13 protein-coding genes and 1 CRISPR repeat array are annotated in these 14,986 nt (G+C 40.9%); of the genes, 10 read left to right on the top strand and 3 right to left on the bottom strand.

All coding sequences use genetic code 11. The features are described 5' to 3' along the window. Window positions 1-11 precede the first annotated feature (11 nt). On the bottom strand, window positions 12-1,241 hold the full coding sequence (locus tag GNF10_RS28590) for a TetR family transcriptional regulator (RefSeq protein ID WP_185580703.1): 1,230 nt from the start codon (window positions 1,239-1,241) through the stop codon (window positions 12-14). Window positions 1,242-1,414: 173 nt separating this feature from the next. Between GNF10_RS28590 and GNF10_RS28585 the strand changes: the two genes are divergently transcribed. From GNF10_RS28585 to dusB, 3 genes are all read left to right on the top strand, one after another. Beyond that, the gene (locus GNF10_RS28585; RefSeq protein ID WP_185580702.1) at window positions 1,415-2,272 is read left to right on the top strand and encodes a fatty acid desaturase; all 858 of its coding nucleotides are present in this window, start codon (window positions 1,415-1,417) and stop codon (window positions 2,270-2,272) included. Window positions 2,273-2,441: 169 nt separating this feature from the next. Further along, a complete protein-coding gene (locus GNF10_RS28580; RefSeq protein ID WP_311774230.1) occupies window positions 2,442-3,215 on the top strand; it encodes an Rpn family recombination-promoting nuclease/putative transposase in 774 nt (257 codons plus the stop codon). A gap of 64 nt (window positions 3,216-3,279) precedes the next feature. Beyond that, complete coding sequence (dusB, locus tag GNF10_RS28575; RefSeq protein WP_185580701.1) at window positions 3,280-4,335, top strand: tRNA dihydrouridine synthase DusB; 1,056 nt, start codon at window positions 3,280-3,282, stop codon at window positions 4,333-4,335. Window positions 4,336-4,406: 71 nt separating this feature from the next. Then, a CRISPR array of direct repeats spans window positions 4,407-5,233; the repeat unit is 37 nt; unit sequence GTTTCAATCCCTAATAGGGATTTTGTTGAATTGCAAT. A gap of 277 nt (window positions 5,234-5,510) precedes the next feature. Here the strand turns inward: dusB and ald are convergent. Continuing rightward, complete coding sequence (ald, locus tag GNF10_RS28570) at window positions 5,511-6,602, bottom strand: alanine dehydrogenase (protein ID WP_185580700.1); 1,092 nt, start codon at window positions 6,600-6,602, stop codon at window positions 5,511-5,513. Between the two features lie 417 nt (window positions 6,603-7,019). On the opposite strand from ald, the gene GNF10_RS28565 reads away from it, so the two are divergent. The 7 genes from GNF10_RS28565 (at window position 7,020) to GNF10_RS28535 (ending at window position 13,010) form a co-directional block, all read left to right on the top strand. Continuing rightward, window positions 7,020-7,190 (top strand): chlorophyll a/b-binding protein, encoded by a 171-nt coding sequence (locus tag GNF10_RS28565; protein WP_012410338.1) that lies wholly within the window; start codon window positions 7,020-7,022, stop codon window positions 7,188-7,190. A 325-nt stretch (window positions 7,191-7,515) separates the two neighbouring features. Beyond that, the gene (locus GNF10_RS28560) at window positions 7,516-7,809 is read left to right on the top strand and encodes a hypothetical protein (protein ID WP_185587157.1); all 294 of its coding nucleotides are present in this window, start codon (window positions 7,516-7,518) and stop codon (window positions 7,807-7,809) included. A gap of 72 nt (window positions 7,810-7,881) precedes the next feature. Further along, on the top strand, window positions 7,882-8,949 hold the full coding sequence (locus tag GNF10_RS28555) for a WD40 repeat domain-containing protein (RefSeq protein WP_311774229.1): 1,068 nt from the start codon (window positions 7,882-7,884) through the stop codon (window positions 8,947-8,949). 46 nt (window positions 8,950-8,995) lie between these two features. Then, window positions 8,996-9,202 (top strand): hypothetical protein, encoded by a 207-nt coding sequence (locus tag GNF10_RS28550; RefSeq protein ID WP_185587156.1) that lies wholly within the window; start codon window positions 8,996-8,998, stop codon window positions 9,200-9,202. Window positions 9,203-9,603: 401 nt separating this feature from the next. Further along, window positions 9,604-10,659 carry a permease gene (locus GNF10_RS28545; protein ID WP_185587154.1) on the top strand — a complete coding sequence of 352 codons (1,056 nt, stop codon included), beginning with the start codon at window positions 9,604-9,606 and terminating at the stop codon, window positions 10,657-10,659. Between the two features lie 32 nt (window positions 10,660-10,691). After that, window positions 10,692-11,465: a TIGR03943 family protein gene (locus GNF10_RS28540; RefSeq protein WP_185587152.1), complete on the top strand. Its 774-nt coding sequence runs from the start codon at window positions 10,692-10,694 to the stop codon at window positions 11,463-11,465. Between the two features lie 45 nt (window positions 11,466-11,510). Beyond that, on the top strand, window positions 11,511-13,010 hold the full coding sequence (locus GNF10_RS28535) for a hypothetical protein (protein ID WP_185587149.1): 1,500 nt from the start codon (window positions 11,511-11,513) through the stop codon (window positions 13,008-13,010). Between the two features lie 188 nt (window positions 13,011-13,198). Here GNF10_RS28535 and GNF10_RS28530 read toward each other — a convergent pair whose 3' ends face one another. Then, window positions 13,199-14,974 carry a sensor histidine kinase gene (locus tag GNF10_RS28530; RefSeq protein ID WP_185592612.1) on the bottom strand — a complete coding sequence of 592 codons (1,776 nt, stop codon included), beginning with the start codon at window positions 14,972-14,974 and terminating at the stop codon, window positions 13,199-13,201. Window positions 14,975-14,986 lie beyond the last annotated feature (12 nt).

The following is a 14,986-nucleotide window of genomic DNA, read 5'->3' as shown; positions in this document are numbered from 1 at the left end:
TCCCTGCTCCCCTATCCTGGTTTATGATCCAATCGGGTTGCTTGCTCTAGGGCAGCTTTTTCTTTGGCTCGGCGGACATAGGGTTGTAATTGAATGCGATCGCAACCTGTTAAGATAATCAGGTTTTCCAAGGTGATTCCCCGCATCAACATTTCTACGCGCCAAGTTTGTTGTGCCTGAGCGATCGCTGGCGTTTGTCCTTGGGGAGTTAATAGTCCCTCACTCCATACTTGCCAACGTGTCTCAAGCTCTGATTCTGTCATGGGTTTACCTGTTTCATTCAAAAACATGGCTGTTTGAGCATCTTTACGGCTTTTCAGCCATTTAATTAAGGGATTGTTGGTAAAAGAACCGTAGCGTTTGCCCAAAATCCACTGATTTACTGGTACTTGACGGACAAATCCGGGGATTGTAATTTGCAGGAAGTGCCCTTGAGGATCGTAAATTTGGTGCGATCGCTCCAAGCTAATTATTTCTGTGGCAGATAACCCAGCCCCAAATAACACATAAGCCAAGGCATAATCTCGGGTTCCCGATTTCCTGGCTTGTTGTAAAATTTCGTGAACTAAACTAGCTGGTAAATCAGCTACTTCTGTGGTGGTGAATCCTCCTTGTAAGCAGTTTATTGCTGATTCTGCTGAGGATGACATCGCTCCATGTAAAAACAACTCCACCAAATTTTCGAGAAAATCATCTCGATCCTCCCAAAGTTCGTGAAATTCGCTGGTGAACTCAATTACGGCATATCCCAAGATCATCCCATTTAGCAAACTAGCTAATTTTTCTGCTGGTAAATAAGTATTTAGGTGCCCTTGCTGGATTACAGTAGCTAAATACTGAGCTACATAACGGTTTGCCTCTGTGACTCCCCTGCCTAGTGCGCGGCGATTTTCTGCCGGGAATTGGTCGGCTTCACCTACCACAGACCGGACAAACTCTGGCACTCGTTCTAATGCGTGCAAGCTATCACTTGCATAATCTTTGAGAGCTTGGTACACATTGCCGGGAGGCGTTGCCCGCCGCACCAGCGATTCACCTAAATCCTTAAAGGCTGCGGACTCTTCCAGCACAGCTAAAAGCAGTCCATGCTTATTGCCAAAATTCCGAAATAGAGTCACTTCGTTGACTTCGGCTTTTTCTGCAATTTGGCGGGTTGTGGTAGCGCTAACTCCCTGAGCAGAAAATAACTCAAGTGCAGCTTGAATCAAGCGTTGGCGAGTGGAAACGAGGTGAGACGACATAGAAAAATGCAAGTGGCACTTGCAGGGGTATCAGAGTTCTGCTAGCATAACAAATGTAAGTGATACTTGCTTTACTCTACTGTAACGAATTAGTATACAGTGCGCGTAAATCCCTTGTGGGGTGGCATCCGAGAAAAGGCAAATTGCTTCATCATCCATCAACAGGAATTTTTATGACCGCAAATTTTGGGGCGATCGCCCCTGAGAGAGGCAACTCACCTCGACTCAGTTGGACAAATGTAGTATTTTTTGCTACATTTCATGCCTTAGCACTTATGTCTCCTTGGTTCTTCTCCTGGCCAGCATTAGGTTTGCTAGTGTTTCTCCACTGGTTATTCGGGAGCATTGGTATTTGCCTGGGATATCATAGACTACTGAGCCATAAGAGTTTCCAAGTTCCGAAGTGGTTAGAGTATGCGATCGCCCTAATCGGAGCCCTGGCTTTGCAAGGTGGGCCAATTTTTTGGGTAGGTGGACACCGCCAGCATCACGCCCACACGGAAGATATTAATTTAGACCCATACTCTGCTCAAAGAGGGTTTTGGTGGAGTCATATATTATGGATTTTCTACCCACGCCCAGAATTTTTTGACTATGACACCTATAAAAAATATGCCCCTGATTTAGCAAGACAACCCTTTTATTGTTGGCTAGATCGCTACTTCTTGCTGTTGCAAATACCCTTCGCACTACTCCTATATGGGTTAGGAGGATGGCCTTTTGTCTTCTACGGAGTGTTTCTCAGATGTGTCTTGCTTTGGCACTCAACCTGGTTTGTGAACTCAGCATCACACCTGTGGGGTTATCGCACCTTTGATGCTAACGATGGCGCTCGTAATCTTTGGTGGGTATCCATCGTCACTTATGGAGAAGGATGGCACAATAACCATCATACTTATCCCCACATGGCAAAATCTGGATTTTCTTGGTGGGAGATTGATGTTACTTGGTGGAGCATCTCAGTTTTGCAGACTTTGGGTTTAGCCAAAAAAGTTGTCTCACGTCCCCCTCAAGGTGCAACTCACGGCTAAATTGCAACTAAATTATCATGAATTTGTTAAGCCGATTGCTTCTCGCAGTCGGCTTAATAATTTTTATCAGTAGTATTTCACGGTAAAATCTAACGGTTTAAATCACCGCAATACATCAAGCGTGAAAACTGACAGTATTTTTTACCGCCTTTTTTAAGAACTTCCTGAGATATTTTTTGAATTAATTGGTAATCCACCCCAAACCGCAGAGGGGTATAAATTCTCCTCAATTGAAATCAAGCAAACGACATTCCGTATAGATGGTGTTTTTCTCCCAACACAAGGGCAAGAAAATCCGATTTATTTTGTTGAAGTCCAGTTTCAAACCGACGCAGAAATTTATTCGCGCCTAATTTCAGAAATTTGTTTATACTTACGTCAAAATAAACCTAAAAATTCTTGGCGAGGAGTAGTTATCTATCCCAATCGCAGTCTAGATATAGCAGATATCAATAATTACAGCGAATTTTTCACTAGCAATCGTGTTACTCGCATTTATCTTAACGAATTGGGTGAAACTGCATCACTGCCAGTCGGAATTGCTACTATGAAACTAGTGGTCGATGAAGAGGAAACAGCAATTACATCTGCTAAACAGTTAATAGAGAGAACTCAGCAAGAAATCAACATTGAACCACAACGGCGGCAGTTACTAGAATTAATAGAGACAATTTTGGTTTATAAGTTTCCGACGATGAGTCCAGAGGAGATTGAAGGTATGTTTGGTCTAAGTGATTTGAAACAAACACGAGTTTATCAACAAGGAAAGCAAGAGGGTAAACAAGAAGGTAAACAAGAAGGAACGCGTGAAGAAAAGTTTAGAATGATACCTTTGTTGTTGAGATTGGGATTGAGTTTTGAGGAAATGGCAAAAGAGTTAGGTTTGAGTTTAGAGGAAGTTCAGCAAGAAATCCAAAAACAGCCTCCAAGTCAGGATACCTAACCTACAATTAGCACTCCATAAATAATCCTGTTATTTTCCATTCCCATAATTTTTAATTTTTTGTATGATTTCGCTTTCCCCGATTCTCCAAGCTAGACTTTCTCAACCCCTCAAAATTGGATCGTTTGAGGTAAAAAGTCGGGTTCTCCAGTCGCCTCTATCTGGAGTAACGGATATGGTGTTTCGCCGTCTTGTGCGTCGCTATGCACCAGATTCTATGATGTATACCGAAATGGTGAATGCTACAGGATTGCATTATGTTAAGCAGTTACCCAAAATCATGGAGGTAGATCCCAACGAACGCCCAATTAGCATTCAACTATTTGATTGTCGTCCCGATTTTTTGGCAGAAGCAGCAATCAAGGCAGTTGCTGAAGGTGCTGATACTGTTGATATTAATATGGGTTGTCCGGTAAATAAAATCACTAAAAATGGTGGCGGTTCTTCGTTGTTGCGGCAACCAGAAGTAGCAGAAGCAATTGTGCGGGAAGTGGTAAAAGCTGTTGATGTACCTGTGACTGTAAAAACCCGTATTGGCTGGAATGACAACGAAATTACTATTCTCGACTTTGCCAAGCGGATGGAAGATGCAGGGGCACAAATGATCACAGTCCACGGACGTACCCGCGCACAAGGGTACAATGGCAATGCTCGTTGGGAATGGATTACTCGTGTAAAAGAAGTGCTTTCTATCCCAGTAATTGGGAATGGAGATATTTTTTCCGTTGAAGCGGCGGTGAAATGTTTAGAACAAACTGGTGCTGATGGTGTGATGTGTTCCCGTGGGACTTTGGGTTATCCGTTTTTGGTTGGAGAAATCGATCACTTCCTGAAAACTGGGGAAATATTACCGACACCTACTCCGATTCAGCGTTTGGAATGTGCGAGAGATCATTTACAAGCCTTGTGGGAATATAAAGGCGATCGCGGTGTCCGTCAAGCCCGTAAGCACATGACTTGGTATGCTAAAGGTTTCGTCGGTGCTGCCGAACTCCGAGGACAACTAAGTTTAGTTGAAAAGGTAGATCAAGGTTTGGCAATGCTTGACCAAGCAATTGAAAAACTGGCTAATGGTTATGAACTAGAAGAAGAAGCAGAAGGTAGTTTGGTGATGCTTTAAAAAATTGATATTACCACTGCCTTAATGCAGCATTAACATCTGCAATAGCCGATTGATAAAGTGAGGCGATTATTTCAATCCCTAATAGGGATGTTAATGAATTACAATCATATTTAGATGCAGGATACCCTAGTTTTTTCTGCGTTTCAATCCCTAATAGGGATTTTGTTGAATTGCAATTCTATTGTTTTCAATGCAGTCATTAGATAACTCAATGTTTCAATCCCTAATAGGGATTTTGTTGAATTGCAATTTGATGAGCTACACGCATCAATCAGGAATTAATACGTTTCAATCCCTAATAGGGATTTTGTTGAATTGCAATCTACGATTACGCAATCTCCAAGAAGATGTATTTCTCGTTTCAATCCCTAATAGGGATTTTGTTGAATTGCAATGTTTATACGGGGATGACTAACCAAAAAATCCTCTGTTTCAATCCCTAATAGGGATTTTGTTGAATTGCAATCTTAATAAATCAGCTTTTTCAGCAGATAAATCTAAGTTTCAATCCCTAATAGGGATTTTGTTGAATTGCAATAGGAAAAGTAAAAGAATGAGTAGTAAATTTAGACTTTCAATCCCTAATAGGGATTTTGTTGAATTGCAATTTTTGTTTTTAATAACGGGGATATCCTTTTTGCCGGTTTCAATCCCTAATAGGGATTTTGTTGAATTGCAATTGTTATTGATGATGTCTACGTTTCGTGATTTGTAGTTTCAATCCCTAATAGGGATTTTGTTGAATTGCAATTTGATGAGCTACACTCATCAATCAGGGATAAACAAGTTTCAATCCCTAATAGGGATTTTGTTGAATTGCAATTATATTTTCAACTAAGTAAGGGGTGGTAGTTTAACGTTTCAATCCCTAATAGGGATTTTGTTGAATTGCAATTGGCTGGCTTCTGAAAGCTTTGTCTTATTTGGTTTTCAAGGTTCAGTTGCGCGAATGCTGAAATGATAACACAATAAATTGTGATTTGGCTAGAGGCAAATCGCTGAAAGCCAGTCCCCATAAGGTGCGCGGATGGTTTAAATTTACTAGTGACCTGAAAGCATTGTATAGATGGAGCAGTAGCCATTTTTTGCTCCTTCTCATTTTGTACACCTACCCATCCGCGCATAAGGCAAGAAAATTAGTCTGATTAGCGATCGCCTAATCCTTACACACCTTAATTTACCAAATCAGGGAATACCTCTTGTACAGCAGGATGCACTAAGCGATGATTCTGCACATTCACACCCTTCGCTAAGGCTGGGTTAACTTCTAGCGCCATAATTCCCAAATTCGCCAACTGGACGATATAAGGTAATGTACTATTATTGAGTGCCTGGGTTGCTGTCCAAGGTACTGCTCCTGGCATATTAGGTACGCCATAATGCACCACACCTTCTTCGAGGTATACCGGATTTGTGTGAGATGTGGCGCGTAAAGTTTCTATACAACCACCTTGGTCAACGGCTACATCAACTATTACCGAACCAGGACGCATTTGTTTAACTAATTCACGCGATACTAATGTTGGGGCCCTACGTCCTAACACTAAAACTGCACCGATAAGCAAATCTGCTTCTTTAACGGCAGCTTCAATATGAGCAGAGTTGCTGTAAAGCAATTCCACCCTAGAGCCAAACAGAGTTTCTAGGTAAGATAAGCGCTCGACACTCACATCTAAAATCTGCACGATCGCACCCATACCCACTGCAATTTTAGCTGCTTCTGTGCCGACAACACCGCCACCTAAAATTACTACTTTACCTGGCTTGACTCCAGGGACACCGCCCAAAAGCAATCCTCTACCACCTTGCTGACGTTCTAGAAATCTGGCCCCAAATTGTACTGCTAGCCGACCGGCAATCACGCTCATGGGGGTGAGCAAGGGGAGTTTGTTAGCACCAGGTTGTTCTACGGTTTCGTAGGCGATCGCAGTTGTACCACAATCAATTAAATGCTCTGTCAATTTGCGATCGGCAGCTAAATGTAAATAAGTAAATAATATCTGCCCTTTCTGCAAAAATTTATACTCAGATGTCAACGGCTCTTTGACTTTCACAACCAATTCCCGATTCCAAGCCGTTTCTGATGTGGGGACAATCTCGGCTCCAGCACTTCTGTAGTCATCATCTGAGAATCCAGCACCATTCCCGGCTTGTGTTTCTACGAAGATGCTATGACCATTTTCTCGCAGCACCCGCACACTAGAAGGACTTAACCCTACACGAAATTCTTGATCCTTATTTTCCTTCGGAACGCCGATTTCCATATATAGCCTCTGATAATTTTTTTGTTTAACTCTAGCCTGCGAATCTCAAGCTTGCTACCGACTTATTACAGATAGCTGTATTAAAGATAGTTAATCTGTGTTCTAAGTTTCTTAATTTAATCTGAGTAGCCCCAAACTCAAGCCCTTGACTATTACCCCAGTGTTTATACAATATATAAAGAATAGTAACAATTTATTAAAAGAGCGATTGTATAGCTCCCTACTAGGAAGCTTTTGCTGAATCAATCAAGTCATCTTGACATTCAAGCACTGCAATTAGCTCATAAGTTACCAAGTTTAGGGTAAAGCTGAAGGGGAAAATACTATTCAATTCCTTTAACCTTTACCGCTTATACCTGACAATTGCTGTAAATTCTCATATCAACTCCCGTTTGCCAAAAAAAAGGTTTCTTAAAAATGACACAAACACAACCAACAATTACACCTAAACTAGAAGAGCCAAAGTTTGGCTTTAACGAATATGCTGAACGCTTGAATGGTCGAGCAGCAATGATTGGCTTCGCTTTGATGCTGGTGATTGAATATGTCACCAATCAAGGGGTGCTATCATGGCTGGGTCTGAAGTAGTGCCACTAACCAGCACAAGGTGCAACTTCTAAGCTAGTAGTTAAAAGAGTTTCAACCAGCTGGAACAACCAGTTGGTTTTGACTTTGGCGATTGATAGTGAAATGCTTTGCACTAGAATGTAAGCAAGAGAGGAATCAAAATACCTATTAGTGATAGAAATATCATAGACTTGCAACTAGTATGTGCAAGACAATAATGACTATACTTCCTCCCCAACTAAAGAAAATCATAATTAGTGTCTGCCTTCGATGAGAAAGGCAAATTATGGGTGAGGTATTCTTGGTAAATATACACAAAAGCTGAACTGGAACCAACCAAGCTGTGATGAATGCTGTATTACCTCGTTTTTTGAAGTCAACCTACCGAAAAGAGCCACTAATCAGTGTATTAGTGACGATGGGCGCTATAGATGCCCTGATTGGCGGATTGAATGATAGCTGGTCATTGTTCGCTTTTGGTTTAGGAACAACAGGCATAGCGCTAGCCTTTAAGCTGTGGCGTTTCCAGCAGCGCCGTCCTCTACCAGAGGAACCTGTGGTGCAACATTATTTGCCCTCTCGTTCTTCTAGTGCGCCTTTACCAATGTTAAGCGTTTCTAAGAAAAAACCATCTCTTTAAGAGTGTTGAGTTATGAGTTGATAATTCATAATTCTAAGTGGTTTGTTTGTATATAAAAAGTGAGGAAAAACTGTGAGTAGTGAGGGAAGAGGTGGGGATAATTTTCTGCGTCCGTATATTATCCTGTCATTTATGGCAGCTGTTGCCCTTCCAGTGACTATCTGGCAAGGGTTTTACATTCATCAAGCTCATGCTGCCGTTGAAGTAACACCAAACTCCCCAACTACTAACAGCTTTGCTAATGCCCAACTACTTTACACACTCAGAGGACATAACGGAACTGTTAAATCTCTCGCTTTCAGTCCAGATAGCAGACTTCTTGCGAGTGGAGGTGCAGAAAATGAGGGTATTATTCGCCTGTGGAATCCAGCAAATGGTAAAAAGTTAGGTGATATTAACAAAGCACACAAAGCAGCTGTAGAGTCTTTAGTGATTTCACCAGATGGGCAAACCCTTGCTAGTTGTAGTGATGACAACACGATTAACCTCTGGAGTCTGAAAAATTTTAAATTTAGCCGCTCTTTTGTGGGACATACCAGCAACGTATTATCTTTAGCGGTGTCTCCTGATAGTAAACTTCTGATCAGTGGAGCTTTGGATGGGATTCGGCTATGGGATTTACTACAGCAGCGCCCTTTAGGGACTCTAGTACGCTTCGATAACTTGATTTATACTCTAGCCATTAGCCCTGATGGACAGACCTTGGCTAGCGGTGATAGTAAGGGTGTAATCAAGGTATGGAGCTTGAGTACTGGTAAATTAATCAGTGAATTTGTGGCTCATTCTAATGTTGTTAGCGCTGTCATCTTTACACCAGATGGACAGACATTAGTGAGTGCTAGCCGCGATCGCACAGTCAAACTGTGGAATATTAATACTGGAGAATTAGTCCGCACCCTTACAGGACATAATAACTGGGTAAATGCGATCGCCATTAACCCCGATAGGCAAACCCTGGCTAGTGCCGGTAGAGATGGGATTAAGTTGTGGGATTTAACCACAGGTGAGTTAATAAATACACTGAGTGGACATACAGACTGGGTAAGTGCGATCGCTTTTAGTCCCAATGGTAAAATCCTCGCCAGTGGCGGATTTGATCGACAAATCAAGATTTGGGGAACTCCACAAAAACGTAATTAACAGCGAATACTAGAACCCCAACTTATTTAAAAAGTCGGGGTTCTGAATGGCTACCGTCCAGGTTCTTAGCCTAATGGCGATTTTTATACAAAAAGAGCGATCGCCACAATACCTTGTCTTTGAGGAGAAGGTATTGCAAGCATTTACAGTGTTTGCTAAACTTTTGTCTTGCTTTTTTAGAGTTTTTATAGTAAAAAATCAAGCAAAGCTCAGATTAGATTTTGCCATAACTATGCAAAATCAAGTGTTGTAGCCACCAAGAGCGATATCTACAACGACCTACACCTACGCCAATTGTTCAATAACTGTGAATACTTGATGAAAATACAGCCGAGCTAATATCTTATCCAGCAAATTACTGTCAGTATAAACATAGGTAACTTCAAATCATCTATGCAGCTACTTGCCCTCTATAATCGGAACAATTTCTGAACTTAGACAATCTTAGAACTGGTCATCGTCAGTAAATGCACTCAGGTAAAAATTACTATCTTGGCTGAAGCAAAGGTTTGTAGCGCTCAAGCGCTATTTGAAACGTAAGATAACTTGCTACTTAAATGATGTTTAATTTTCCCGAACTGCTTTTGATCCCCATTTCGATAGAATGACTAGGCAGAACCCTAAAACTAAAAACCGCTTTTGACTGCGACGCACATGAATCAACTGAACAATGGTTTTACGATATTTCTAAGTCTGCTAGTCGAGGCGATGCCTTTTTTGCTTCTTGGGGTCTTATTCTCTAGTTTGCTGCTATTTTTTGTTGATGAGCGCAAATTAGTAGAAAAAATGCCCAAAAATCCGCTGCTGGGTGCTTTAGTTGGCAGCTTGATCGGCTTTTTATTTCCGGTGTGTGAGTGCGGGAATGTGCCAGTAGCGCGGCGGTTCCTGATTCAGGGAGTACCCACACCAGTGGCCATTGGTTTTTTGCTAGCAGCGCCAACAATTAACCCAATTGTAATTTGGTCAACTTGGACAGCATTTCGAGATCAGCCAGAAATAGTGGTTTTACGAGTCGTATTTTCTCTAGCAATTGCCACAATTATTGGTTTTGTTTTCAGTTTTCAAAAGGACTTAAATCCGATAATCCAACCTGCAATCGCTCGGTATATGAAGTTTAATCCACCCGCGCAGCCGGAAACCAAACGCCGTGGTAAACGTTACCAAGTAGAACAGCAAGAAGCGATACCAAATATCTTGCAATCCGGGACTTATATTTTAGGAGGAAAAACAGGTATACCTCTGCGGATAGATGCTAATTTTGTACAGGCTACTACCCCGGTTTCTAATACCAATAAACCCCTTGCAGATAAACTGCACCTAGTGGTAGATAATAGCATCCAAGAATTCCGGGAATTGGGGGGAGTGATGATTTTAGGTAGTGCGATCGCAGCAGCGATTCAAGTCTTAGCTCCCCGTGAATTAATTCTCAGTTTGGGTGCTGGGCCAATTAGCTCGATTGTAGTCATGCTGATATTAGCAGTAGTGGTGTCAATTTGTTCTACAGTCGATTCTTTCTTTGCTCTATCTTTTGCCTCGACCTTTAGTAGTGGTTCCTTGTTAGCATTTCTAGTGTTTGGGCCAATGATTGACATCAAAAGCGTTGGTTTGATGTTATCTATTTTTAAGCCCAAAACTGTCTTTTACCTATTCGCTTTAGCAGCACAGTTAACATTCTTGTTCACCCTTTTCATGAACTTGCATGTTATTTAAAAAATTAGTCTTTTGTTCTTTCCTAATAATTAATGGCTAACAAAAAAACCAAATCTAAAATACCAAATTTGTTACTACCTTGGCTGGATGCCTTAGCAATTACGGCTTGGGGAATTTTGATGTTGAGATATTGGCTAACTAATAAGCTGAACCTCTTAATTCATCCAAATTACTTTTGGTTGGTGATTGTGTGTGGGATCTGCTTGATTATTATTGGTTCTTTTAAGATACAGGAACTTTGGCAGCGCCGTCGCCGTGATGTTATGCCAAACAGCCAGCATATTAGTTTATTTCCCCCTGGTTGGGGCAGTGTTTTATTGTTGATTACAGCGATTTTAGGTTTTATCATTACACCGCAAGTTTTTGCTAGTGACAAAGCACTCCAAAGGGGCGTAACCACCGATTTATTGGGAAGTACACGCGTCAAACCCCAAGCCTTTCGAGCTACTGTTCGTCCAGAGGAGCGATCGCTTGTAGATTGGGTACGCACTGTTAATGTATATCCAGAACCAGATGCATATACAGGCCAAAAAGTTAAAGTTCAGGGATTTGTTATTCATCCACCAGACATAGGAAAAGAATATTTGTTCTTAGCCCGATTTGTCTTAACTTGCTGTGCAGCAGATGCTTACCCAATAGGATTACCCGTTAAACTCCCAAACAATCAAGAGCGTTACTCCCCTGACACTTGGCTGGAAGTAGAAGGGCAAATGACGACAGAAAATTTGGCAGGTAAACGCCAACTGACCATTGCCGCTACTTCTCTCAAAAAGATTCCTCAACCCCAGAATCCTTATAGTTATTAATTATTTGTTGATGACTAATGACCAATGACAAATGACCAATGACAAATGACAAAATCTAAAGCATTTATCCAACCACTCGATCGGATAGCGATCGCACTAATGCTACTGCTAAGTGTGCTGATTGGGTTAATTATATTGCAAGGTGATGTGGTAACTGCTCGTGTGCGCGACTTTACCTGGCAAAATCAACAGATTGGGGCGGAAGATAACTCCTTCACCCTCACCTTCAGCCGCCCAATGGAAACAAAAAGTGTAGAGGATAACTTGAAAATCGAGCCACCCCTAGCAGGTAAATTCAGTTGGGCAGGGCGGCGAATGGTTTATACGCTGTTAACACCAGCACCTTATGGCACGAATTATAAATTGCAGTTACAGGGAGCTAAAGATAAGTTTGCACAGCAAGAGGGCAAAAATCGCTCGATCCAGGCTTTTACAGGTAGCTTCCGCACACGCGATCGCGTCATTCTTTATATCGGAACCAATCAAGAAGAACAGGGGCGATTAGTTCTATACAACTTAACCCAAGAGCAAAAAACGGTACTTACCCCCAAAGACTTGATAGCAATGGACTTCGAGTCATTTCCAGATGGAGAGAAAATTTTATTTTCGGCTCGCGCCAGCAATAACGAAGACTTACTTTCAGCCCAACTGTACACAGTCACAACAGGCGTTTCTAGTAAATCTGGACAAGAAGCACAACCACGAGGCAAAGTTGACCTAGTTTTAGATAGTAAAGATTATCAAAACCTGAAATTTGACTTATCACCTGATGGGCAAACTATTGTCATCCAGCGCGGAAACAAAAATAATCCCGGCGACTTTGGACTATGGTTTATGCCAGCAACCAGCGACGGTTCAGCAGAAAAATCCACCCCTAAACGTCTGAAGAGCCAACCAGGGGGAGACTTTATGATCACCCCAGATAGTAAAGCCGTTGCAGTTGCCCAAGGACAGGGAGCAGCAATCTTACCACTGCAAGGTGATGCCAGTAAACCTCTAGATTTTCTACCGCAGTTTGGTTTGGTACAAGCTTTCTCTAAAGATGGCTCTCAAGCAGCGATGGTAAAGTTTAATACAGATTACACGCGAGATTTGTTTTTAGTGACAAACCAAGGTGTACAGAAACAACTATTAAAAACTACAGGCTCAATTCTCAGCTGTCAATTCGATATTGCCTCACCCACCCTCTATTGCTTGCTGACACAGCTAGTATCCAAGGAACAATATATAGAACAACCTTATGTAGTGGCAATTGATTTGAAAACCGGGCAACAGAAACCACTGCTAGTACTGCCTCCCGCTCAACGAAATGTGCAAATGAGTTTATCTGCTGACGGTTTAGGCTTGTTATTTGACCAAGTAGTACCGCAGGCAAACCCCCCAGCATCATTACCCACCAACACTTTGAAAACTGATGATGGAGATGTTATTGCTACCAGTAGCCTGTGGTTAATGCCTCTACTACCCATCGCTGATGCTGCGACTGTTGAAATTAGACCAGAACAACTCCCCTTAGCCGGATTTCGTCCCCGGTGGCTACCTTGACCGAAGAGGCGCGGGAGCAAAGGCAGGGGAAAAATAGTGGAATTACCACCATACGGTTCGGATAAGCATTTTTCACTTTCCTTGTGGTCTGGGTAAAGAATGTATTTAAAATCTTTCCCCTTTAACCGAACCGTATTGGAATTATGCTTGCCTGGCTAGGTTTCAGAGCAAGTAAATTTATTTATGCGCTACACATTTTTAGTCTTTACAGGAATCTTAATCACAAATTCTGTGCCTTGCTCTGGAACAGAAATACAGCTGATTTTTCCGCGATGTTGTTCGACTATAATCTGGTAACTAATCGATAGACCTAAACCCGTGCCTTTACCCACGGGTTTAGTAGTAAAAAAAGGGTCAAATAATCTTGCACGCACTTTCTCATTCATTCCACAACCATTATCAGCAATGGTTATTGCTACCCATTCTGGATCGATTACTTCGGTAGAAATACGAATTACTGGTAATAGGCAATTGGGTTTTTCTAGTTGATTATTAGCTCTAAACCATGATTTATTACTATCTTGTAATGCATCAATAGCATTAGTAATGATATTCATAAAAACTTGATTTATTTGAGCAGGATAGCATTCTATTAAAGGTAATTGACTATAATGTTTAACAACTTCAATTTCTGGAGTTTTATCTGTAGCTTGTAAAAAGTGCTTTAAAATCATTAAAGTACTATCGATACCTTCATGAATATACACTTGTTTAATTTCTGCTTCATCTAAACGAGAGAAATTTCGCAGTGAGCTAACAATTTCAGTAATTCGTTCGGTTCCTACTGTCATAGAATTGAAAGTTCTTGTCAAGTCTCGAATTAGAAAATCTAAGTCATTCTCTTTAACTAACTTTTTGATTTCTTCAGGAGGATCTGGATAATATTTCTGATATTTCTGAATTATTTTTACAATAGAATGTGTATATTCTTTAGCATAGCTGAGATTACCATGAATAAAGTTAACAGGGTTGTTAATTTCATGAGCAATACCAGCAACGAGTTTTCCTAAGCTAGACATTTTTTCGTTATGCACTAATTGAATTTGAGTTGATTGAAGCTTTTTCAAAGTCTCCTGAAGAGAAGCATTTGTTTGTTCAAGGTGATCTGATTGACTTATAGTAGATTGCTCAGAAACATCTAATAACTGATTTAGTGTTGTAATCTGTGAATTAAGATATTGAAACGTTTCATCATCTGTTGTCGTTGAAATATTCTCATCTACAAGAGGCTGCTCTTGCTCGGTAAAAGTTTTTTCATTTTCAAAAGGTAGTATTGCCATTTTTACATTTAGTGCTAAAGGACGAAATAAATCGACGCTTATCTGAGGAATAGCAACTTTCAAGAACATGATAATTATAAATATGTTACCTGAAGGCAATAATCCTCCAAAGCCAACTACAGACTTGATATTATAAGGAATTACAAATGATGTTTGTGAAGGAATATAAGGACTACCCAAGGCATCAGGGATATAAAAGACGTTATACATCCTCTGTTCTAAATCAGTTAATAAATTCAGGTCTGGTCGCACTACAGTATCAAGATTTAACCCTAGTTGTTGGATAAGTTGAAAAATCATAGGTATCTGAGCAATCATCTCTTTACTGAAGAGAGGAATTACTTTGTGTCCCTCAGATTTATGCCGTGAGTTCCATTCTGATTTTTGTCCAGCAGTTGACAATAAAGTTAAACACTTGAGATTATTTTCTAGTACATCATTGCTAACAAGACTATGTGTATATTCTTGTAATTTTGGTGGGAGTTCTCCGTAAGAGTGAGTTTTGAAAAAACGGACAAGCGCACAGGATCTTTCACCAGATTTTAAATCAATTAAATTGTTATAAAGATATTGGACAATATGATTACCAACTTCCTCCATACTGTTAGCTTTTTTGCCTAAACTACGCAGAGCTAAACCACATTCTGACATATCTCTCATAGTAAACATTTGCAAGTCATACATAATATATATCCC

It is taken from the genome of Nostoc sp. UCD121 (genome assembly GCF_014222285.1).
In the GTDB taxonomy this organism is placed as follows: domain Bacteria; phylum Cyanobacteriota; class Cyanobacteriia; order Cyanobacteriales; family Nostocaceae; genus Nostoc.
The sequence above is the reverse complement of the archived record's forward strand: the minus strand, read 5'-3'. Positions and strand labels throughout refer to the sequence as shown.